The organism is Streptomyces sp. Ag109_O5-1, assembly GCF_003814875.1.
GTDB classification, from domain to species: domain Bacteria; phylum Actinomycetota; class Actinomycetes; order Streptomycetales; family Streptomycetaceae; genus Streptomyces; species Streptomyces sasae.
This window is the reverse complement of sequence record NZ_RKQF01000001.1, coordinates 8,871,055-8,892,176: the sequence shown is the minus strand read 5'-3', so window position 1 is coordinate 8,892,176 and position 21,122 is coordinate 8,871,055. Positions and strand designations below refer to the sequence as shown.

Genomic DNA, 21,122 nt, shown 5'->3' with positions numbered 1-21,122 from the left:
ACGATGGTGTGCGTGCCAAAGCTGACCCCCGCCGATGCCGTAGCGGCCGTGCGCAACCCGCTCGCCTTCATCGCCGACCGTTGGACCCCGGATCCCCGGACGGTCCGGCGGGCGGCTCTCGCCGCACTCGTCATGTCGGTGGTCATCGTGGTCACCGGCGGCGCGGTACGGCTCACCGGCTCGGGCCTCGGCTGCCCGACCTGGCCCGAGTGCACCGCCGGCTCGCTGACCCCGACCGAGGCGCTGAGCTACCACAGCGCCATCGAGTTCACGAACCGCATGCTGACGTACGTGCTGTGCGCCGCGGTCGGCTGGGCGATCATCGCCGCCCGGTCCGAGAAGCCGTACCGGCGCAGCCTGACCCGGCTGGGCTGGGCGCAGTTCTGGCTCGTGATGAGCAACGCGATCCTCGGCGGCATCGTGGTCCTCGTCGGCCTCAACCCGTACACCGTCGCCGCCCACTTCCTGCTGGCGACGGCGCTCATCACCGTCGCCGCCGTGATGTGGCAGCGCACCGGCGAGGGCGACGGGGAGCCGCGCCTGCTGGTCGGCAAGGCCGTGCAGCAGCTGGTGTGGGCCCTGGTCGCCGTCACGCTGCTGCTCATCACGGCCGGCACGGTGGTGACCGGCGCCGGGCCGCACCCGGGTGACTCCGGCGACGTCGAGCGCATCAAGGTCAGCTGGTCGGGCGTCGCCGAGCTGCACGCGGTGTTCGCCTGGATCGTGGTGTCGCTGACGTTCGCGCTGTGGTTCTTCCTCAAGGGCATCGACGCGCCCCAGGGACCGCGCGACCGCGTCCGCGACCTGTTCCTGATCCTGCTCGGCCAGGGCGTGATCGGTTACATCCAGTACTTCACGCACCTGCCCACGATCCTGGTCGGCCTGCACATGTTCGGCTCCTGCCTGGTGTGGATCGGCGTGCTGCGCGTCCTGCTGTCCCTGCGGGAACGCGCCGGCGTCGACACCACGGCCGACCTGCCCGCTCAGTCGTACGACGCCGTGAGCGCGTCGATCGCCGGGCCCAGGTAGTCCCGGGTCAGCCGGGCCCTGCGCACCGTCCACTCCCCGGTGGGCGGCGCGGGATCGTCGTAACGGCGGCTGCGGATGTCCTCGACGACCTCGACGGGCGCGCCCAGGCCGGGCAGCAGGTCCAGGGCCTCGCGTTTGGAGATCAGGCGGCCCTCGCGTGCGGTGACGGTGGCGCGGGCGAAGGTGATCAGGCCCAGGTCGACCCAGATGTCCCGGGTCCACAGCGGGGCGTTGTCGACGGCGGGCCGCCAGAAGTCCCGCTGGTCGCGTACGACGAAGTCGCCGAGTACCCGGTCCGACACCGGGGGCAGCAGCCCGGCGGGCGGCCGCCCGTCCAGCACCCGTCCGAAGGCGTGCAGCTCACGTCGGGTGACCGGGCTGACCGTCCGTCTGAACAGCTCTGCGTGCGCCCAGGTCAGATGGCGCCGGTCCGGGTCGGCCGCGGTCGAAGGGGTCAGATAGGTGCAGTGCAGCCCGGCGGCGAGCGGCAGCGCGCGCAGGCGGGCGTGGACTGTGGCGACCTTCCATACGACGGCCGGGGTGATCCGGCCCGGCAGCACCACGATCAGGTCCAGGTCGCTGCGGCCCTCCTGGTAGTCGCCCGCGGCGAGCGAGCCGTGCGCCCAGACGGCGACGGGGTCCAGGGCTGTCAGTTCGTGACGGAAGCGGGTCAGTAACGTCTCGGTCTGCATGCTGCTCAGTCTGTGCAGCCCGCTCCGGTCCGTACACCCGTTTCTCACTCCAGCCCGTACACCCGCTTCGCGTTGCCCGCCGCGATCAGCCTGGCCACGCGTTGCGCGTCGCCGAGCGACCACGCGCCCTCGGCGACCCAGGTACCGAGGACCCTGCCGAGGGACTCGCGGAAGAGACGGGCGCCGACGACATGCAGTTCGGGCAGTCCGTGGGCGCCGCTGGAGAAGAGGACCTTGCCGAAGGGGGCCAGTTCCAGGATCTCGGCGAGGATCGTCGCCGCACGGGCGCCGGTGCGGACCAGGGCCGCGCCCGAGTCGGCGTAGACGTGCGGGAAGACACCGGCGAGATGGGCGGCGTGGCGGTGGTACGGGTAGCCGTGGAGGAGGACCAGGTCGGTGCCGAGGCCCGCGGTGGCCCGGACGAAGTCGGTGAGCAGGACCGGGTCGGTACGGTCGATCCGGGCGCCGGGCTCGCCGAGGCCCGCGTGCAGTTGGAGGGGGAGACCCGAGGCCACGGCGATCCAGAGCAGGTGGCGCAGCAGCACCGGGTCGGTCAGCTCGCCGCCGACGCGGCGTGCGGCCAGCCAGCGGCCCGCGGCGCCTCTCACCTCACCGGGACCCGGTGGTTCGGGAGCCAGGGCGAGGCCGTGCCGCAGGCCGGCGACGGAGGTGAAGGCGACCGCGTTGGCCGCCGCGCCGTGCACCGACTCGGCGAGGTTGGCGAGGAAGGACTCGACGGTCCCGGAGGTGTCGGCGACCTGCTCCGCGAGGAGTTCCAGGCGCACGATCTCACGAGCCTCCGCGTCGCCGGTCGAGGCGATCTCGGCGGGGCCGGTGAGGTCGCCGGGCAGGCCGGTGTCGACGAGGTAGGTGGTGATGCCGCTGCCGCGCAGGAGCCGGCGTCCCGCTTCCAGGACGCCCAGCTCGCGGCGCCGGGCCAGGTAGCGGGCGGGCGGGGAGTGGGGTTCGAGGCCTAGGAGCGGGGGGCACCAGCGCCGTACGGCGAAACCGGTCTGGGTGTCGAAGAGGGTGGTGCCGGGGGCCGGGGGACCTTCGGTACGGGCGAGCTGGGCCTCGAACGTGCCGAGGCCGAGCTCCGTACGGAGGACTCCATGGCAGTACTGGTCCACCAAGGACGGCGTTTCGATCATCCTGGCTCCCGTGTGGACGGCTACTTGACCGTCTTAACGGGGGAACCGGGATTGAGGTCGCGGTGTGCGGTCGTTCTTCGGCCACCGGACGGTGAGGGCTTGTCGCGCCCACGCGGCGGAGCCGCACATCGATACAGCCCCGCGCCCCTGAAGGGGCGCGCTGTTCAGCCGCCGATCTGAATGCCGGCCATGCGCTTCCACTCGTACGGGCCTGTCTGCACCTTCGCCGCGAACTCGCCGTCGAAGGACTCGTGGACGGTGATGCCCGCCTTCTCCACTGCCTGCTGGGCGATCTCGGCACTCGGGGCCACCAGGTCGCCCCAGCCGCCGTCCTCGCCGACGAGGACGATGCGGGCGCCGCGTTCGCCGATGTAGGCCACCTGGCCCTCGGCGCCGCCGTGGGCCTTGGCGAAGGTGTCGATCTGCTTGGCAAGGCGCGCCACCTTGCGCTCGGCCTTCTGGTCAACCTGCTGCGTGTCTGCCATGGACAGGATGCTACTCACGAGTAGATCGGCTGGCGAGGGGAGGGCCCTGTGACATGGGCCCGCCGTGCGTCAGCGCAGGAACGGGTCGACCGCAACCGCCACGAAGAGCAGCGAGACATAGGTGATGGACCAGTGGAACAGGCGCATCTCCTTGAGCTTCCCGCCCGTCACCTCGGCCTTCGCCCGGTTCTGCAGGGCGTGCGCCTCCCACAGCCACCAGCCGCCCGCCGCGAGGGCGACCAGCGTGTAGAACCAGCCGGTGTAGCCGAGGGGGGTGAGGAGGAGGGAGACGGCGACCATCACCCAGCTGTAGATGACGATCTGCTTGGCGACCACCTTGTTGGAGGCGACGACCGGCAGCATCGGCACGCCCACGCGCGCGTAGTCGTCCTTCACCTTCATGGAGAGCGGCCAGTAGTGCGGCGGCGTCCAGAAGAAGATGACCAGGAAGAGGATGACCGGGGCTGCGGAGAGCGAGTCCGTCACGGCCGACCAGCCGATCAGCACCGGCATGCAGCCCGCGATGCCGCCCCACACGATGTTCTGCGCGGTACGCCGCTTGAGGATCATCGTGTAGACGACGACGTAGAAAAGGAGCGCTCCGAGTGACAGCCAGGCGCTCAGCCAGTTGACGGTGAAGCCGAACAGCAGCGTGGAGCCGACCGCCAGGGTGATGCCGAAGGCGAGGCACTCGCGCGGGCTGACCATGCCGGTCACCAGCGGACGCTGCGAGGTGCGGTCCATCAGCGCGTCGATGTCCCGGTCGATGTACATGTTCAGCGCGTTGGCGCCACCTGCGGAGAGATAGCCGCCGACGCAGGTGAGCAGCACCAGCGTCAGGTCGGGCACGCCCTGCTGAGCCAGGAACATCACCGGAACGGTGGTGATGAGCAGAAGCTCGATGATCCGTGGCTTGGTCAGCGCCACGAAAGCTTTGACACGGGCCCCGAACGGCCGGTGACTCGGGCTCTCGCTCGCACCGAGTACCCCCGCTGGACGGGATTCGACGGCCGTCACGCACACCCCTGACAGAGACATTTCAGCGAGCCCCGCCGTGTGAACTCACGGTAAAGGCTCGCGCGTACCACGCCACTTTAGACGTTGCCCATACCCCGATCTTCGCGGGGGTGGTGTCGTGTTGGCGGGCGTCTCGGGAGAGGGGTGTGGCGGCTCGGTTGAGCAGTCAGATGAGCGGCTCCGTATTCATGTGCCGAATGCCTTCCCGGCCAGTCGGGAGGCGGATCCCCCCGAGGCCCGGCAGTCTGGAAACACTCGAAAAAATGCACGTCCTTACGGGGGTAGGCTCGACAACGGCCGGTGGGCACCCGGTACACCGGCAGCCGGTGTGGGCGTGTGCCCGTGGACCGGTAACCGAACATGTGGAGAGGAGCCCTGACTCAGGGTGAGCACCAAGCCGACCACCACAGACCTCGACTGGACCGAGTTGGACCAGCGGGCCGTAGACACCGCCCGCGTCCTGGCCGCCGATGCCGTACAGAAGGTCGGCAACGGCCATCCGGGTACGGCGATGAGCCTGGCGCCGGCCGCGTACACCCTCTTCCAGAAGGTGATGCGGCACGACCCGTCCGACCCCGACTGGGTGGGCCGCGACCGCTTCGTGCTGTCCGCCGGTCACTCGTCGCTGACCCTCTACACGCAGCTGTACCTGGCCGGCTTCGGCCTGGAGCTGGCCGACCTCGAAGCCTTCCGCACCTGGGGCTCGAAGACCCCCGGGCACCCGGAGTACGGCCACACCAAGGGCGTCGAGACCACCACCGGCCCGCTCGGCCAGGGTGTCGCCAACGCCGTCGGCATGGCCATGGCCTCCCGCTACGAGCGCGGTCTGTTCGACCCGGAGGCCCCGCAGGGCGAGTCGCCCTTCGACCACTTCATCTACTGCATCGCCGGTGACGGCTGCCTCCAGGAGGGCATCTCCGCCGAGGCGTCCTCGATGGCCGGCCACCAGAAGCTCGGCAACCTGGTCCTGCTGTGGGACGACAACCACATCTCGATCGAGGGCGACACCGAGACGGCCGTCTCCGAGGACACCGTCAAGCGGTTCGAGGCGTACGGCTGGCATGTGCAGCGGATCGCCCCGAAGCCGGACGGCGACCTGGACCCGCACGCCATCTACAACGCGATCGAGGCCGCGAAGAAGGTGACGGACAAGCCGTCCTTCATCGCGATGCGCTCGATCATCGCCTGGCCCGCCCCGAACGCGCAGAACACCGAGGCCGCGCACGGCTCGGCCCTGGGCGACGACGAGGTCGCGGCCACCAAGCGCGTCCTCGGCTTCGACCCGGAGAAGAGCTTCGACGTCGCCGAGGAGGTCCTCGCCCACACCCGGCAGGCCGGGGAGCGCGGTGCGGCGGCGAAGGCCGAGTGGGAGAAGTCGTTCCAGCTGTGGCGGGACAACAACGCCGAGCGGGCCGCCGAGTTCGACCGCATCTCGGCGGGCGAGCTGCCCAAGGGCTGGGAGGAGAAGATCCCGGTCTTCGAGCCCGGCAAGGGCGTCGCGACCCGTGCGGCCTCCGGCAAGGTGCTGCAGGCGCTGGGCGCGGTCATCCCCGAGCTGTGGGGCGGTTCCGCCGACCTCGCCGGGTCGAACAACACGACCATCGACAAGAACAGCTCGTTCCTGCCGGCGGACAACCCGCTGCCGGGCGCGGACCCCTACGGCCGCACCATCCACTTCGGTATCCGCGAGCACTCCATGGCCGCGGAGATGAACGGCATCACCCTGCACGGCCACACCCGTGTCTACGGCGGTACGTTCCTCGTCTTCTCCGACTACATGCGCAACGCCGTCCGTCTCTCGGCGCTGATGCACCTGCCGGTGACGTACGTGTGGACCCACGACTCCATCGGCCTGGGCGAGGACGGCCCGACCCACCAGCCGGTCGAGCACCTCGCCTCGCTGCGCGCCATCCCGGGCCTGAACGTGGTCCGCCCGGCCGACGCCAACGAGACCGCGATCGCCTGGCGCGAGATCCTCCGCCGCTACACGAAGGTCTTCGGCAAGGGCGCCCCGCACGGCCTCGCGCTGACCCGTCAGGGCGTGCCGGTGTACGAGTCCAACGAGGACACGGTCAAGGGCGGTTACGTCCTCTTCGAGGCCTCCAGCGGGACCCCCGAGGTCATCCTCATCGCCACCGGTTCCGAGGTGCACGTCGCCGTCGAGGCGCGCGAGCAGCTGGAGGCCGACGGTGTGCCCACCCGCGTCGTGTCCATGCCGTGCGTGGAGTGGTTCGAGGAGCAGGACCAGGGGTACCGGGACAGCGTTCTGCCGCCGTCCGTCAAGGCTCGTGTCTCGGTCGAGGCAGGTATCGGTCTCACGTGGCACAAGTACGTGGGCGACGCCGGCCGCATCGTTTCCCTGGAGCACTTCGGTGCTTCCGCCGACGGCAAGGTGCTCTTCCAGGAGTTCGGCTTCACTGCCGACAACGTGGCCGCCAAGGCCAGGGAATCCATCGCCGCCGCCCAGCGCTGACGCACACATACGACACGTAGGAGATGTAATTCCATGACAGACGCACTCAAGCGCCTCTCCGAGGAAGGCGTCGCGATCTGGCTGGACGACCTGTCGCGCAAGCGGATCACGTCCGGCAACCTCGCCGAGCTGATCGACCAGCAGCACGTCGTGGGCGTCACCACCAACCCGACGATCTTCCAGAAGGCGATCTCTTCGGGCGACGGCTACCAGCAGCAGGTCACGGACCTCGCCGCCCGCAAGGTCACCGTCGAAGAGGCCATCCGTATGATCACGACGGCAGACGTCCGTGACGCCGCCGACATCCTGCGCCCGGTGTTCGACGCGACCGGCGGCCAGGACGGCCGGGTGTCGATCGAGGTCGACCCGCGCCTGGCGCACCACACCAAGGCGACCATCGCCGAGGCCAAGCAACTGGCCTGGCTGGTGGACCGCCCCAACACCCTCATCAAGATCCCGGCCACCAGGGCCGGCCTCCCGGCGATCACCGAGGTCATCGGCCTCGGCATCAGCGTCAACGTCACGCTGATCTTCTCGCTGGAGCGCTACCGCGAGGTCATGGACGCCTACCTGGCCGGTCTGGAGAAGGCCAAGGAGCGCGGCCTCGACCTGTCGCTCATCCGTTCGGTGGCGTCGTTCTTCGTGTCCCGTGTCGACACCGAGATCGACAAGCGCCTGAACGACCTGGGCACCGACGAGGCCAAGGCGCTGCGCGGCAAGGCCGCCGTCGCCAACGCGCGCCTCGCCTACCAGGCGTACGAGGAGGTCTTCTCCACGGCCCGCTGGACCGCGCTGGAGAGCGCGGGCGCCAACAAGCAGCGTCCGCTGTGGGCCTCCACCGGCGTCAAGGACCCGGCGTACAAGGACACCCTGTACGTCGACGACCTGGTCGCGCCGAACACGGTGAACACCATGCCGGAGGCCACCCTTGTCGCGGTCGAGGACCACGGCGGCATCACCGGCGACACGATCACCGGCACGTACGCGCAGGCCCGCGCCGACCTCGACGCCGTCGAGAAGCTCGGGATCTCCTACGACGACGTGGTCCAGGTGCTGGAGGACGAGGGCGTCGAGAAGTTCGAGGCGTCCTGGAACGACCTGCTCAAGTCGACCCAGGCGGAGCTGGAGCGCCTGTCCCCCTCGGAGGGCTGAACCCTGTCAAGCAGCAACCCGCTGCGTGACCCCGCCGACCGACGGCTCCCGCGTATCGCGGGGCCGTCGGGCCTGGTCATCTTCGGCGTCACGGGCGACCTCTCCCGCAAGAAGCTCATGCCCGCCGTGTACGACCTCGCCAACCGGGGTCTGCTGCCGCCGGGCTTCTCCCTGGTCGGCTTCGCCCGCCGCGAGTGGGCCAACGAGGACTTCGCCGCCGAGGTCCACGACGCCGTCAAGGAACACGCCCGCACCCCGTTCCGCGAGGAGGTCTGGCAGCAGCTCATCCAGGGGATGCGCTTCGTCCAGGGCACCTTCGACGACGACGACGCGTTCGAGCGGCTGCGCTCCACCATCGAGGAGCTCGACAAGGCGCAGGGCACCGGCGGCAACTTCGCCTTCTACCTGTCCGTGCCGCCGCGCTCCTTCCCGGTCGTCATCCAGCAGCTGAAGAAGCACGGGCTGGCGGACCAGACCGGCGGCTCCTGGCGGCGCGCGGTCATCGAGAAGCCCTTCGGCCACGACCTGAAGTCGGCCGAGGAGCTCAACAAGGTCGTGCACGAGGTGTTCGAGCCGGACCAGGTGTTCCGGATCGACCACTACCTCGGCAAGGAGACCGTCCAGAACATCCTGGCGCTACGCTTCGCCAACACCATGTTCGAGCCGATCTGGAACCGGTCCTTCGTGGACCACGTCCAGATCACCATGGCCGAGGACATCGGCATCGGCGGCCGTGCCGGCTACTACGACGGCATCGGCGCCGCCCGCGACGTCATCCAGAACCACCTGCTCCAGCTCATGGCCCTCACGGCCATGGAAGAGCCCGCCTCCTTCGACGCGGACGCGCTGGCCGCCGAGAAGACCAAGGTGCTCGGCGCGGTACGGCTGCCCAAGGACCTGAGCCGCGACACCGTGCGCGGGCAGTACGCGGCCGGCTGGCAGGGCGGCGAGAAGGTCATCGGCTACCTCGAAGAGGACGGCATCGACCCGAAGTCGAAGACCGACACCTACGCGGCCATCAAGGTGGAGATCGACAACCGCCGCTGGGCGGGCGTCCCCTTCTACCTGCGCACCGGCAAGCGGCTCGGCCGCCGCGTCACCGAGATCGCGGTGGTCTTCCAGCGGGCCCCGCACTCCCCCTTCGACCACACCGCCACCGAGGAGCTCGGGCAGAACGCGGTCGTCATCCGCGTCCAGCCCGACGAGGGCATCACGGTCCGCTTCGGCTCCAAGGTGCCGGGCACCTCGATGGAGATCCGGGACGTGTCGATGGACTTCGCGTACGGCGAGTCCTTCACCGAGTCGTCGCCGGAGGCGTACGAGCGGCTGATCCTGGACGTCCTGCTCGGCGACGCCAACCTCTTCCCGCGCACGGAGGAGGTCGAGCTGTCCTGGAAGATCCTCGACCCGATCGAGGAGCACTGGGACAAGCACGGCAGGCCCGCCCAGTACAAGTCGGGCACCTGGGGTCCCGCCGAGGCCGACGAGATGCTCGCACGAGAAGGACGGAGCTGGCGCCGGCCATGAAGATAGACCTCACGGACACCACGGCCGGCAAGGTCAACAAGGCGCTGGTGCAGGGCCGCCGGGCCATCGGCACACCCGCCGTGGGCATGGTGCTGACCCTCGTCGTCGTCACCGACGAGGAGAACGCCTACGACGCCCTGAAGGCCGCCGGCGACGCCTCGCACGAGCACCCCTCGCGCACCCTGGTCGTCATCAAGCGCGTCTCGCGCTCCCCCCGCGACCGAACGTCGTCCCGCCTGGACGCCGAGGTGCGGGTGGGCGTGGACGCGGGCTCCGGCGAGACGGTCATACTCCGCCTGTACGGCGAGGTCGCCGACCACGCCGACTCGGTCGTGCTGCCGCTGCTGCTGCCGGACGCGCCGGTCGTCGTCTGGTGGCCGGTGAACGCCCCGCTCGACCCGGCGAAGGACCCGCTGGGCGCGCTCGCCCAGCGCCGGGTCACCGACACCTACGCCTCCGAGCAGCCGGTACGGGAGCTGTCCGCCCGCGCGGACAGCTACACCCCCGGCGACACGGACCTGTCCTGGACCCGGATCACGCCCTGGCGCTCGATGCTGGCGGCGGCCCTGGACCAGGTGGTCTGCGAGGTCGAGGCCGTCGAGGTGGAAGGCGAGGAGTTCAACCCGAGCTGTGAGCTGCTGGCGATGTGGCTCGCGGACCGGCTGGACGTCCCCGTCAAGCGGTCGCTGTCGTCCGGCCCCGGTCTGACCGCGGTCCGTATGCACACCAGCGAGGGCGCGATCGCGCTGGACCGCGCGGACGGCTCCCTCGCCACCCTGTCCATCGACGGTCAGCCGGACCGCGCGGTGGCGCTGAAGCGGCGGGAGACGGCCGAGCTGATCGCGGAGGAACTGCGTCGGCTCGACCCGGACGACACATACGCGTCGGCGCTGCGGTTCGGCGTGGAGCGGCTGAACGCGTCGGCTTCGGCGGCCGTGAACACGGCTCCGGCTCCTGCGCCGGCCGCGGCCCCTGCTGCGGCTACGGCTACAGCTCCTGCTACGACCCCGGCTACGACGGACCCGTCGCCCAAAGGAGAAGGGGCCGTCGCCGGAACCGCTCTCGAAGCCGCTGCCGAGGCTCCCGCGACAGAATCGGCGCCGCAGGAACCGCCACCGCTGAAGAAGAGGGCGAAGGCGACATGATCACTCCCCAACTGGTCGTGCACCGCGACAAGGAGCTGATGGCGCAGGCCGCCGCAGCCCGTCTGATCACGAAGGTCGTGGACGCCCAGGCCTCCCGGGGCGAGGCGTCCGTGGTCCTCACCGGCGGCCGCAACGGCAACGGCCTGCTGGCGGCCCTGGCGGCGGCACCGGCCAGGGACGCCATCGACTGGGGCCGCCTCGACCTGTGGTGGGGCGACGAACGCTTCCTGCCCGAGGGCGACCCGGAGCGCAATGTCACCCAGGCCCGCGAGGCCCTGCTGGACCAGGTCCCGGTGGATCCGAAGCGCGTGCACGCCATGCCCGCGTCGGACGGGCCCTGGGGCACGGACGTGGACGCGGCGGCCGAGGCCTACGCGGCGGAGCTGGCCCGCGCGGCCGGCCCCGAGAACCACGGCGCGGTGCCGACCTTCGACGTCCTGATGCTGGGCGTCGGCCCGGACACCCACGTGGCCTCGCTCTTCCCCGAGCTGCCCGCGGTCCGGGAGACGGAGCGCACGGTGGTCGGCGTCCACGGCGCCCCCAAGCCGCCGCCGACCCGGGTCTCCCTCACCCTTCCCGCCATCCGCTCGGCCCGTGAGGTCTGGCTGCTGGCGGCCGGTGCGGACAAGGCCGAGGCCGTCGCCATCGCGCTCTCGGGCGCGGGCGAGATCCAGGCCCCGGCGGCAGGGGCCCAGGGACGTCAGCGGACCCTGTGGCTCCTGGACTCGGCGGCCGCGGCCCAGCTGCCGCGCTCGCTGTATCCGCCGGCTTCGCCCTGACGAAGCACTGAAAGAACCCGTACGGCCGTTGGTGGCCGTACGGGTTTTTTCATGAGCGTCGGGCTCAGCGCCCGCGCAGCTCCCGGTACTTGGCGACCAGGGCCTTGCTGGACGCGTCGAGGCCCTCGACCTCAGCGCCCTCCGTCAGGGCCGGTTCCACGCGCTTGGCGAGGACCTTGCCGAGCTCCACGCCCCACTGGTCGAAGGAGTCGATGTTCCAGACGGCTCCCTGGGTGAAGACCTTGTGCTCGTAGAGGGCGACGAGCTGGCCGAGGACCGACGGGGTCAGCTGGCGCGCGAGGATCGTCGTCGTAGGACGGTTGCCCTGGAAGGTCTTGTGCGGGACCAACTCCTCGGCGACGCCCTCGGCGCGGACCTCGTCGGCGGTCTTGCCGAAGGCCAGTGCCTGGGTCTGGGCGAAGAAGTTGGCCATCAACAGGTCGTGCTGTGCCTTGAGTTCGCCGCTGAGCTCGGCGACCGGCTCGGCGAAGCCGATGAAGTCCGCCGGGATCAGCTTGGTGCCCTGGTGGATCAACTGGTAGTAGGCGTGCTGGCCGTTGGTGCCGGGCGTGCCCCACACGACCGGGCCGGTGGTCCAGTCGACCTCCTTGCCGTCCCGCGCCACGTGCTTGCCGTTGGACTCCATGTCCAGCTGCTGCAGGTAGGCGGTGAACTTGGAGAGGTAGTGGCTGTACGGGAGTACCGCGTGCGACTGGGCGTCGTGGAAGTTGTCGTACCAGATGCCCAACAGGCCCAATAGGAGCGGGACGTTGGACTCGGCGGGCGCGGTGCGGAAGTGCTCGTCGACCAGGTGGAAGCCGTCGAGCATCTCGCGGAAGCGGTCCGGGCCGATGGCGATCATCAGGGAGAGGCCGATCGCCGAGTCGTAGGAGTAACGGCCGCCGACCCAGTCCCAGAACTCGAACATGTTGACCGTGTCGATGCCGAAGTCCGACACTTTCTCGACGTTCGTGGAGAGGGCCACGAAGTGCTTGGCGACGGCTTCCTGACCGGCCTTCAGCTCGCCGAGCACCCAGTTGCGGGCCGAGGTCGCGTTGGTGATCGTCTCGATCGTGGTGAACGTCTTGGAGGCGATGATGAACAGCGTCTCCGCCGCGTCCAGGTCACGGGTGGCCTCGTGCAGGTCGGCGCCGTCGACGTTGGAGACGAAGCGGACCGTGAGGTCGCGGTCGGTGAAGCTGCGCAGCACCTCGTAGGCCATGGCGGGGCCGAGGTCGGAGCCGCCGATACCGATGTTGACGACGTTCTTGATGCGCTTGCCGGTGTGGCCGGTCCAGGCGCCGGAGCGGACCCGGTCGGCGAAGTCGCCCATCTTGTCCAGGACCGCGTGCACCTGCGGCACGACGTTCTCGCCGTCGACCTCGACCGCCGCGTCGCGCGGGGCGCGCAGGGCGGTGTGCAGCACCGCGCGGTTCTCGGTGACGTTGATCTTCTCGCCGCGGAACATGGCGTCCCGCAGGGCGAAGACGTCGGTGGCGGCGGCCAGCTCGCGCAGCAGCCGCAGCGTCTCGTCGTTGACCAGGTGCTTCGAGTAGTCGATGTAGAGGTCGCCGACCTGGAGCGTGTAGCCCGTGCCGCGTCCCGGGTCGGCCGCGAACAGGTCCCGCAGGTGGGTGTCGGCGAGCTCCTCCCGGTGCTTGGCGAGCGCGGTCCACTCGGGCGTCTGGTTGAGCCTGGTACGGCCGTCTGCGTTCATTCCGACTTCAGCCTTCTTCCTTGCACCTGTCCTGTGGCGTGCCTGCCCCGCTGCCGGTTCCAACCTAATTGATCAGCGTGGGGCGCGGCCTGCTGTCGCGCCGTCCCGCGGCACAACAACAGGTACGTCCGGCTTGCGCACCGGTATCAACGAGGTGACGGCCGGCCGCAGAGGAGGGCGCCTGGCGGTGCTCCGGGCGTGGCGGAGACACGGAAGGCGGAGGCGATCCGGCCGGTCATCGACCCGGGTGCGCGTTGCTGCATCAGCGTGACCCGGTTGACCTTCCACACCGGTCGGCGGGAGCGGCAACGGAATCGAGGCATGGACGAGCCCGACATCGCGCGTCGCTGGTCCACCCGGTCCGCGGCGGCACCGACGTCCGTGACGCGTCCCCGCACCGGGAGACCACGGCAGCCGTCCACAGCCGTCCGACGGGCTGCTCCCGGCCGCTCAGACAGCTCCGGCCAGGCGCCCTCGGGCACCCGGCCGGTCTCAACTCCTAGATCTCGCCCCGCAGTTTGGCGAGTGCCTCGGCGAGGATGGCCTCGCCGTCCGCGTCGCTGCGCCGCTCCCGTACGTACGCCAGGTGCGTCTTGTACGGCTCGGTGCGCGGCGGGTCCGGCGGGTTGTCCCGGTCCTGACCCGCCGGGAAGCCACAGCGCGGGCAGTCCCAGGTCTCGGGCACCTGCGCGTCGCTGGCGAAGCTCGGCTGCGTCTCGTGCCCGTTGGAGCACCAGAAGGAGATGCGCAGACGCGGCGCGGACTCGCCGCGCTCGGCCTCGCCCATCGGCCCCGCCCCGACCCGGCTACCTCGGATCGCGTTGCCACTTGCCACGGTCGTAACTCCCTGCGTGATGGTGCCGCGAAGCGAGTCGGCGTGTCGCTTCGTTGCGAGCGCCTCAGTCTACGTAAGGCCCAACGCGCGTCCAGTGTTGGGAGTTACCGCCCCCGCACCTAGACGCAAGCCCCATGATAGGCCGCGCTCAGGTGCGCGTACCGAACATGGGGCCTTACGTACGGATTGTGCGTGTGTGCGAGACGCGGATCAGCCGTTCGTCTTCATCAGCATGCCGAGGACGATGATGCACGCGAACCACAGCAGACCGATCACCACGGTGATCCGGTCCAGGTTCCGCTCGGCGACCGAGGAGCCGCCGACGGAGGACTGCATGCCGCCACCGAACATGTCGGAAAGGCCGCCGCCCTTGCCCTTGTGCATCAGCACCAGCAGCATCAGCAGCAGGCTGAAGACGATCAGGGCGATCGAGAACGCCAAAACCACGGCTGGACCAACTTCCTCGGATACGGATGGACTGCGGGGCCGGAGACTGTTTGAAGCTTCACGCTCCGAATAACAGCTTCGGCCCCGCAAGGGTACGACGGATCGCCGCTACCGCCTACTCGCAGGTGTGCTCACTGGTCGCGGAAGCGCACGATCTTGACGAACTCGTCGGCGTCCAGCGAGGCACCGCCGACCAGTGCGCCGTCGATGTCGGCCTGCGCCATGATCTCGGCGACGTTGCCGGCCTTGACCGAGCCGCCGTACTGGATGCGGACCTGGTCCGCCAGCTCCTGACCGTACAGCTCGGCGAGCTTGGCGCGGATGGCGGCGCAGACCTCCTGGGCGTCCGCCGCGCCGCAGACCTTGCCGGTGCCGATGGCCCACACCGGCTCGTAGGCGATGACGACGCTCTCCGCCTGCTCGGCGGTGACGTCCTTCAGACCGCCCTCGACCTGGGCGAGGGTGTGGGAGACGTGGTTGCCCGCCTCGCGGACCTCCAGCTCCTCGCCGACGCACAGGATCGGGGTCAGGCCGTGCTTGTAGGCGGCCTTGACCTTGGCATTGACGACGACGTCGGTCTCGTTGTGGTACTGGCGGCGCTCGGAGTGGCCGACGACCACGTACGTGCACTTCAGCTTGGCCAGCATCGGGCCGGAGATCTCGCCGGTGTAGGCACCGGAGTCCTGCGCCGAGATGTCCTGGGCGCCGTACTTGATCTTGAGCTTGTCGCCGTCGACCAGGGTCTGCACGGAGCGCAGGTCGGTGAAGGGCGGCAGGACGGCGACCTCGACGGCCTCGTAGTCCTTGTCGGCCAGGGCGAAGGCGAGCTTCTGGACGTGCGCGATGGCCTCGAGGTGGTTGAGGTTCATCTTCCAGTTGCCCGCCATGATCGGCGTGCGAGTGGTCATACGGGGTCAGTCCTCCAGTGCGGCGAGGCCGGGGAGCGTCTTGCCCTCGAGGTATTCGAGGGAGGCGCCGCCTCCGGTCGAGATGTGTCCGAACGCGTTCTCGTCGAAGCCGAGGATGCGCACGGCGGCGGCGGAGTCACCGCCGCCGACGACGGTGAAGCCCTTGGACTCGACGAGAGCCTGGGCGACCGCCCTGGTGCCCTCGGCGTAGTCGGGGTGCTCGAAGACGCCCATCGGGCCGTTCCAGAAGACGGTCCGGGCGTCGGCGAGCTTCGCGGCGTACAGCTTGCCGGACTCGGGGCCGATGTCGAGACCCATCTGGCCGGCCGGCATGGCGTCCGCGGCGACCGTGGTGGGGTTGGCCGGGGTCTTGGCCGACAGGTCCGGGAACTCGGGGGCGACGACGGTGTCGACGGGCAGCACGAGCTCGACGCCGGTCTTCTCGGCGCGCTCGATGTACTCGGTGACCGCGGCGAGCTGGTCCTCCTGGAGGAGGGAGCTGCCGATCTCGTAGCCCTTGGCCTTCAGGAAGGTGTACGCCATGCCGCCGCCGATGAGGATCCGGTCGGCCTTGCCGAGCAGTTCGTCGATGACGGCGAGCTTGTCGGAGACCTTGGCGCCGCCGAGCGCGACGACGTAGGGGCGCTGGACGTCCTCGGTGAGCTTCTTCAGGACGCCGACCTCGGTGGCGATGAGGTAGCCGGCGTAGTGCGGCAGCCGGGCCGGGAGGTCGTAGACGGAGGCGTGCTTGCGGTGCACGGCACCGAAGCCGTCGCCGACGTAGACGTCCGCGAGGGCCGCCAGCCGGTCCGCGAACTCACCCCGCTCGGTGTCGTCCTTGGCGGTCTCACCGGCGTTGAAGCGCAGGTTCTCGATGACCGCGACCTGGCCGGGCTGGAGGCCGTTCACGGCGTCGTGGGCGGCGGGGCCGACGGTGTCCTGGGCGAACGCGACGGGCGCGTCGAGCAGTTCACCGAGCCGCTCGGCGGCCTGCAGCAGGGAGAACTTCGGGTCCGGGGCGCCCTTGGGACGGCCCAGATGGGAGGCGACGACCACCTTGGCGCCCGCCTCGGCGAGGGCCTTGACAGTGGGCAGCACGGCGCGGATGCGGCCGTCGTCGGTGATGAGACCGTCGGCCATCGGCACGTTGAGGTCGGCACGGACGAAGACCCGCTTGCCGTCGACCCCTTCGGCGAGGAGTTCGTCGATCGTCTTCATGGTTGGGGACTCCTCCAGGAGGGCTCTTGATCGTACGAGGGCTGATCGAACCGTATGACGCCGGGTGGAGAACCGTATGACGCCGGGTCGATCCTTACGTGCGTCAGGGCTCGGACAGCGCGACCGTGCGCTGCCCGAGCCCTGCTACCGCATCGAGGTGCCTGCTCCGCAGATCAGAGCTGGTTGCCGACGAAGACCGTGAGGTCGACGAGGCGGTTGGAGTAGCCCCACTCGTTGTCGTACCAGCCGAGGATCTTCACCGTGTTGCCCTCCTGGACCATGGTCAGGGAGGAGTCGAAGGTGCAGGAGGCCGGGTCGCTGACGATGTCCGAGGAGACGATCTCGTCCTCGGTGTACGCCAGGTAGCCCTTCAGGTCGCCGTCCTCGGAGGCCTTCTTGAACGCGGCGTTGACCTCGTCCTTGGTGACCTCGCGCTGCAGCGTCACGACCAGGTCGGTGGCGGAGCCGGTCGGGACCGGGACGCGCATGGCGATGCCGTCCAGCTTGCCCTTGAGCTGCGGGAGGACCAGTGCGGTCGCCTTGGCGGCACCCGTGGTGGTCGGGATGATGTTCTCCGCGGCGGCACGCGCGCGGCGCAGGTCCTTGTGCGGGAAGTCCAGGATGCGCTGGTCGTTGGTGTACGCGTGGACCGTCGTCATCAGACCCTTGACGATGCCGAAGTTCTCGTCGAGGACCTTCGCCATCGGCGCCACACAGTTGGTGGTGCAGGAGGCGTTGGAGATGACGTGGTGGTTCGCCGGGTCGTACTTGTCCTGGTTGACGCCCATCACGATGGTGATGTCCTCGTTCTTGGCCGGAGCCGAGATGAGGACCTTCTTGGCGCCGCCGGCGAGGTGCTTGGCGGCGTCCTCCTTGTTGGTGAAGATGCCGGTCGACTCGATGACGATGTCGACGCCCAGGTCGCCCCACGGGATGTCGGCGGGGTTGCGCTCGGACAGCACCTTGATGGTGTGGCCGTCGACGGTGATCGTGTCGGCGGTGTGCGACACCTCGGCCTTGAGACGGCCCAGGATCGTGTCGTACTTCAGCAGGTGCGCGGTGGTCGCGGTGTCACCCAGGTCGTTGACAGCCACGATCTCGATGTCAGCGCCCTGCTCCAGCAGCGCGCGGAAGTAGTTGCGACCGATACGACCGAAGCCGTTGATGCCTACGCGGATCGTCACGAACCGATCTCCTCGTTGGTACGCCGGCCATGCGGTGCCGGCGAGCTGTATTTGGGATGTCCCCGACCACCCATGACCCTACCTCCCGGAGGCTCCCGTGGTGACATCCAGATGCCTCATACACGGCGAGGCGGCCCGTACCCGCCAGTAGGGGTACGGACCACCTCGGATCGGGGATCGAATCACACCGTTTTGTCACGGTATGACGACCCGTTTTTACCGCGCTTTCACTCGTTCGTGAGCGGGTCGGCTCACTTGTCGAGTGCCGTTCATGTCAACTTTCGAGCGCCCTCCGGATCATCTGTCGAGCGCCGTCAACGCCTTCTTCACCAGAGCGGCACGATCGGCCGCGGAGGTGACCTGTTCCAGGCCGAAGCCGAGCAGCACGGTGCGGTCGGTGGTGACCGCTCCGTACGTCTTGAACAACGCCCCGGTGCGCTCCCAGTCCTTGAGGACGGCCGGGCTGCCCGCGGGCGGTCCGGCGACGCTCCACGCACCGAGGGAGGACTCGAAGCCCTCGGTCTCGGTGGCCTTGCCGCCGACCACGAGCGAGGCGTCGTCGACGAGGACGCCGTGCCCGCCGGTGCTCGGGTCGGTGATGTAGGAGAGGGAGACCTCGACCGACTTGCCGGCGTACGCGCTCAGGTCGAAGTTCACGGACTGCCAGCCCGTCGAGCTGCCGGTGAAGCTGTTCCAGGCGCCGCTGGTGCCGGTCGCCGTGCACTGGTTGTTCGCGATGGTGAGGTAGTGCTTGAGCCACGGGTGCTCGGCGATCAGGAAGCCGGCCCCGCAGTCGGACGGTACGGCGCTGCTGGTGGCACCGCCCTTCTCCGGCAGGGTCGTCCAGTCGTCGGCGCCGACCGTGTGGACCTCGACGACCGCGTGGTCGTAGCCGGGCTCGGTGTCCCACAGCAGCTTGGTGCTGAGGGTGGGCTGCTCGGCCGCGCCGACACCGGTGAGGTCGATGGTGCGGGTGAGGCGCTTGTAGGCGTCGTCGGTGTGGACCGCGGCGGCCATGTACGACCCGGAGTACGGCCCGTACGGGTTGACGGTCCCGGCGAACTGGCCCGCGCCCGCGCTGGCGAACTGGGGGTACTTGTCGGCGGAGAGTTCGTCGGAGGTGACGGCGTAGGTCCCGGCCTTGTCGAGCGGGTTGGCGGTGGTGCCGCTCAGCGCGCCGGTGAAGCCGTCCAGTGCGCCGGAGCCTGTGAAGCCGGTGGCGCCGGGCGTCGACGTACGGGAGTAGGCGCCCAGGTAGTACTGGCTGAAGTCGTTCGACGGGGTGCCGTCGCCGAGGTCGACGTTTCCGCCGGCCAGCTCGCCCGCCTCGATCAGCCTGCCGCCCTCGTTGAGGTAGGCGCGCAGCTGGAGCTGGGTGTCGTTGCCCGGGCCGTTCGTACCGGAGTAGTGGACGACGGTCCTGAAGTGCTTCAGCACGCCCAGCGCGTCGGGCGCGCCCTGGGTGGCGACGTCCCAGACGACCGCCTTGTGCCCGGCGGCCTTGAGCGCGTCGACGTAGGTCTGCGCCTGGGTGGCGGCCGTGCCCTCCTCGGCCACGACGAGCGTGTCGGCCTTCGCCAGCCGGGCCACGGTGTAGGTGAAGTGCGAGCTCGCGACCTTCTTGCTGCCCCTGGCCTTCCCGGTGAACCACACCTCGACCTTGTCGCCCGGGGCGCCGTCCTTCACCTTGGCCCGGTACTCGTCGAAGTAGAGGTTGTCGTGACCGCCGTAGGTCTCGCCGCCCCTCCAGGGCCTGAGCGCGATGTCGTGCGTACGGCCGCCGTTGACGCGGTACCTGAGCTCCTTGTCGCGCACGGACTTCCGTACGACGACGGAGACCTCCTGGTCGGCGCCGCGCGAGTACGACGTGGAGAAGGCGGCCGGGGTGAAGTCGGCCGCACTCAGACCCACGGACGAGGTCGGCCGGTCGGGGTGGGCGGCGGTCTCGGCGACGGAGAGCGCGAACGGGATGTTCTTCTCGAACTCGTCCTGGATCAGCTTCTCGTCGTCCGGGAAGTTGAAGACCGACTGGCAGTCGGCGGCGTTCCAGGCGTCGTTCGGGTCGATGTCCGACGCCGTCTGGCAGGTCGACATCTCGGGGGTGAACATCGCCATGCCGTTGACGTTGGACGCGTGCCCGTCCGCCTCGCCGTTGGTGGTGTAGAGCTCCGAGGAAACCTGCGGGTGGTACCCCGGGACCGCGGAGTTGCCGGGGGTGCCGGCGAGGGCCTTGTAGAGGACGTCGTCCGGGGTCGGGGTGGCCACCTGCCAGCCGACGCCGTAGAGGAGGAGTTCGGCGGCGGAGTGGTAGTTGATGCCGTACGTGAACCGGACCCGCTTCTCGAAGTCGTCCAGCGCCCTGGTCTCGGGCTCGGACTCGGGGCTCGCGCCGCGGTAGGTCTCACTGGTGGGGTTGGGGGACGATCCCTCGTCGTCGTAGCCCCACTTGTAGCCGAAGTTGCGGTTGAGGTCGACGCCGTCACCCGCGGAGATGACACCGTCGCCGTTGACGTCCCGCAGGTTCTTGCGCCACAGGCGGGTGTCGGAGTTCTGGAAGGTGTAGTCGTAGCCGTCGGGGTTGGCCGAGAGCACGAACCACAGCTCGGTCGAGTCGACGATCTTCTTGATGCGCTTGTCGGTCGAGTAGTTGTCCAGGTAGTAGTGCATCAGCCGGCGGGTCATCTCCGGTGTGATCCACTCGCGCGCGTGCTGGTTGGACACGTACAGCACGGAGGGCTTGGAGCCGTCCTTCGACTTCTTCGCGCCCTTGGTCAGTTTGAGCGCGAGGATGTCCTGGCCGTCGATCGTCTTGCCGATGGACTCGACCTTGGTCAGACCGGGGTTGGCCTGCGCGGTCGCGAGGATCTCCGCCTTGAGCCCACCGCTGCCGCTGTACGGGCGGAACACGCCCTGCGAGGCGTCCTCGACCCGCGTCTCGGCCTTGGCCGAGAGTGTGTGCTCGGTGAGGCCGACGCCCTGCTTCTCCAGCTTCTTCGCCTGGTCGCCGGTGAGGTAGAGCTCGACTTCCGTCTTCCCTGATCCGGAGACCTGGTCGCCGAGTTCATGGCCGTCCTGGCCGGCCTTGAGCAACAGGGGAATCTGCTTCTTGGTGACGGCGGCGCGGTAGACCTTGACCTCGCCGGGGTCGGGTTTCGGCGAACTCCCGGTCTGCGCCTGCGCGATGGGTGCAAGGCTCGCTCCGCCGATCAGGAGCGCGCCGACAGCGAGGATCGATCTCGCTCTGTGTCTCATGTACCCCCCTTGCCGTGGTCCGCCACAGCGGCGAACTCATGCCAGGCTCATGACACTCCATGATCCAGTCAAGGGCGACTCACGGACAGGCCATGACTACTGCACCTCCGT

General features: G+C 69.3%; 17 protein-coding genes. 6 read left to right on the top strand and 11 right to left on the bottom strand.

The window, feature by feature from the left end:
• Window positions 1-3 precede the first annotated feature (3 nt).
• Window positions 4-1,029, top strand: a complete 1,026-nt coding sequence (locus EDD90_RS40435) for a heme A synthase (protein ID WP_123978051.1) — start codon at window positions 4-6, stop codon at window positions 1,027-1,029.
• On the opposite strand, the gene EDD90_RS40430 is transcribed toward EDD90_RS40435, so the two are convergent.
• The 4 genes from EDD90_RS40430 to EDD90_RS40415 all read right to left on the bottom strand — a co-directional run bounded on the left by EDD90_RS40430 (window position 984) and on the right by EDD90_RS40415 (window position 4,380).
• Window positions 984-1,721, bottom strand: a complete 738-nt coding sequence (locus tag EDD90_RS40430; RefSeq protein WP_123978050.1) for a nucleotidyltransferase domain-containing protein — start codon at window positions 1,719-1,721, stop codon at window positions 984-986. The genes EDD90_RS40435 and EDD90_RS40430 overlap by 46 nt on opposite strands.
• A 44-nt stretch (window positions 1,722-1,765) precedes the next feature.
• A complete protein-coding gene (locus EDD90_RS40425) occupies window positions 1,766-2,872 on the bottom strand; it encodes an amidohydrolase family protein (RefSeq protein ID WP_123978049.1) in 1,107 nt (368 codons plus the stop codon).
• A 164-nt stretch (window positions 2,873-3,036) separates the two neighbouring features.
• Entirely contained in the window at window positions 3,037-3,357 is a 321-nt protein-coding gene (locus EDD90_RS40420; RefSeq protein ID WP_123978048.1) for a hypothetical protein, read from the bottom strand.
• Between the two features lie 69 nt (window positions 3,358-3,426).
• Window positions 3,427-4,380: a heme o synthase gene (locus EDD90_RS40415; protein ID WP_185149657.1), complete on the bottom strand. Its 954-nt coding sequence runs from the start codon at window positions 4,378-4,380 to the stop codon at window positions 3,427-3,429.
• A gap of 379 nt (window positions 4,381-4,759) precedes the next feature.
• Here EDD90_RS40415 and tkt point away from each other — a divergent pair, with 379 nt between their 5' ends.
• Genes tkt through pgl form a run of 5 tightly spaced genes read left to right on the top strand, consistent with a single transcriptional unit; the run spans window position 4,760 to window position 11,450 of the window.
• A complete protein-coding gene (gene tkt / locus EDD90_RS40405) occupies window positions 4,760-6,847 on the top strand; it encodes a transketolase (protein WP_123978046.1) in 2,088 nt (695 codons plus the stop codon).
• A gap of 33 nt (window positions 6,848-6,880) precedes the next feature.
• Window positions 6,881-7,999, top strand: a complete 1,119-nt coding sequence (gene tal, locus EDD90_RS40400; RefSeq protein WP_123978045.1) for a transaldolase — start codon at window positions 6,881-6,883, stop codon at window positions 7,997-7,999.
• 3 nt (window positions 8,000-8,002) lie between these two features.
• Window positions 8,003-9,526, top strand: a complete 1,524-nt coding sequence (zwf, locus tag EDD90_RS40395) for a glucose-6-phosphate dehydrogenase (RefSeq protein ID WP_123978044.1) — start codon at window positions 8,003-8,005, stop codon at window positions 9,524-9,526.
• A complete protein-coding gene (opcA, locus tag EDD90_RS40390; protein WP_123978043.1) occupies window positions 9,523-10,671 on the top strand; it encodes a glucose-6-phosphate dehydrogenase assembly protein OpcA in 1,149 nt (382 codons plus the stop codon). Before zwf ends, opcA begins: the two co-directional genes overlap by 4 nt.
• Window positions 10,668-11,450, top strand: coding sequence for a 6-phosphogluconolactonase (gene pgl / locus EDD90_RS40385; RefSeq protein WP_123978042.1), 783 nt, complete (start codon window positions 10,668-10,670; stop codon window positions 11,448-11,450). Before opcA ends, pgl begins: the two co-directional genes overlap by 4 nt.
• A gap of 64 nt (window positions 11,451-11,514) precedes the next feature.
• On the opposite strand, the gene pgi is transcribed toward pgl, so the two are convergent.
• From pgi to EDD90_RS40345, 7 genes are all read right to left on the bottom strand, one after another.
• Entirely contained in the window at window positions 11,515-13,167 is a 1,653-nt protein-coding gene (pgi, locus tag EDD90_RS40380; protein ID WP_123978041.1) for a glucose-6-phosphate isomerase, read from the bottom strand.
• Between the two features lie 499 nt (window positions 13,168-13,666).
• On the bottom strand, window positions 13,667-14,002 hold the full coding sequence (locus tag EDD90_RS40370) for an RNA polymerase-binding protein RbpA (protein WP_003976875.1): 336 nt from the start codon (window positions 14,000-14,002) through the stop codon (window positions 13,667-13,669).
• A gap of 210 nt (window positions 14,003-14,212) precedes the next feature.
• Complete coding sequence (gene secG, locus EDD90_RS40365) at window positions 14,213-14,443, bottom strand: preprotein translocase subunit SecG (RefSeq protein WP_185149656.1); 231 nt, start codon at window positions 14,441-14,443, stop codon at window positions 14,213-14,215.
• A 137-nt stretch (window positions 14,444-14,580) separates the two neighbouring features.
• Window positions 14,581-15,357, bottom strand: coding sequence for a triose-phosphate isomerase (gene tpiA / locus EDD90_RS40360; protein ID WP_123978039.1), 777 nt, complete (start codon window positions 15,355-15,357; stop codon window positions 14,581-14,583).
• A gap of 6 nt (window positions 15,358-15,363) precedes the next feature.
• Window positions 15,364-16,575: a phosphoglycerate kinase gene (locus tag EDD90_RS40355; protein ID WP_123978038.1), complete on the bottom strand. Its 1,212-nt coding sequence runs from the start codon at window positions 16,573-16,575 to the stop codon at window positions 15,364-15,366.
• Between the two features lie 173 nt (window positions 16,576-16,748).
• A complete protein-coding gene (gene gap / locus EDD90_RS40350; protein ID WP_123978037.1) occupies window positions 16,749-17,759 on the bottom strand; it encodes a type I glyceraldehyde-3-phosphate dehydrogenase in 1,011 nt (336 codons plus the stop codon).
• 297 nt (window positions 17,760-18,056) lie between these two features.
• Complete coding sequence (locus EDD90_RS40345) at window positions 18,057-21,011, bottom strand: M14 family metallopeptidase (RefSeq protein WP_123978036.1); 2,955 nt, start codon at window positions 21,009-21,011, stop codon at window positions 18,057-18,059.
• Between the last annotated feature and the right edge of the window lie 111 nt (window positions 21,012-21,122).

What these genes read in the sequence shown, in the direction of transcription:
- EDD90_RS40425 (WP_123978049.1), bottom strand. Translation starts at nt 2,872, where the DNA reads ATGATCGAAACGCCGTCCTTGGTGGACCAGTACTGCCATGGAGTCCTC.
- EDD90_RS40345 (WP_123978036.1), bottom strand. Translation starts at nt 21,011, where the DNA reads ATGAGACACAGAGCGAGATCGATCCTCGCTGTCGGCGCGCTCCTGATC.
- tpiA (WP_123978039.1), bottom strand. Translation starts at nt 15,357, where the DNA reads ATGACCACTCGCACGCCGATCATGGCGGGCAACTGGAAGATGAACCTC.
- pgl (WP_123978042.1), top strand. Translation starts at nt 10,668, where the DNA reads ATGATCACTCCCCAACTGGTCGTGCACCGCGACAAGGAGCTGATGGCG.
- tal (WP_123978045.1), top strand. Translation starts at nt 6,881, where the DNA reads ATGACAGACGCACTCAAGCGCCTCTCCGAGGAAGGCGTCGCGATCTGG.
- EDD90_RS40435 (WP_123978051.1), top strand. Translation starts at nt 4, where the DNA reads ATGGTGTGCGTGCCAAAGCTGACCCCCGCCGATGCCGTAGCGGCCGTG.
- EDD90_RS40430 (WP_123978050.1), bottom strand. Translation starts at nt 1,721, where the DNA reads ATGCAGACCGAGACGTTACTGACCCGCTTCCGTCACGAACTGACAGCC.
- pgi (WP_123978041.1), bottom strand. Translation starts at nt 13,167, where the DNA reads ATGAACGCAGACGGCCGTACCAGGCTCAACCAGACGCCCGAGTGGACC.
- EDD90_RS40420 (WP_123978048.1), bottom strand. Translation starts at nt 3,357, where the DNA reads ATGGCAGACACGCAGCAGGTTGACCAGAAGGCCGAGCGCAAGGTGGCG.
- EDD90_RS40355 (WP_123978038.1), bottom strand. Translation starts at nt 16,575, where the DNA reads ATGAAGACGATCGACGAACTCCTCGCCGAAGGGGTCGACGGCAAGCGG.
- opcA (WP_123978043.1), top strand. Translation starts at nt 9,523, where the DNA reads ATGAAGATAGACCTCACGGACACCACGGCCGGCAAGGTCAACAAGGCG.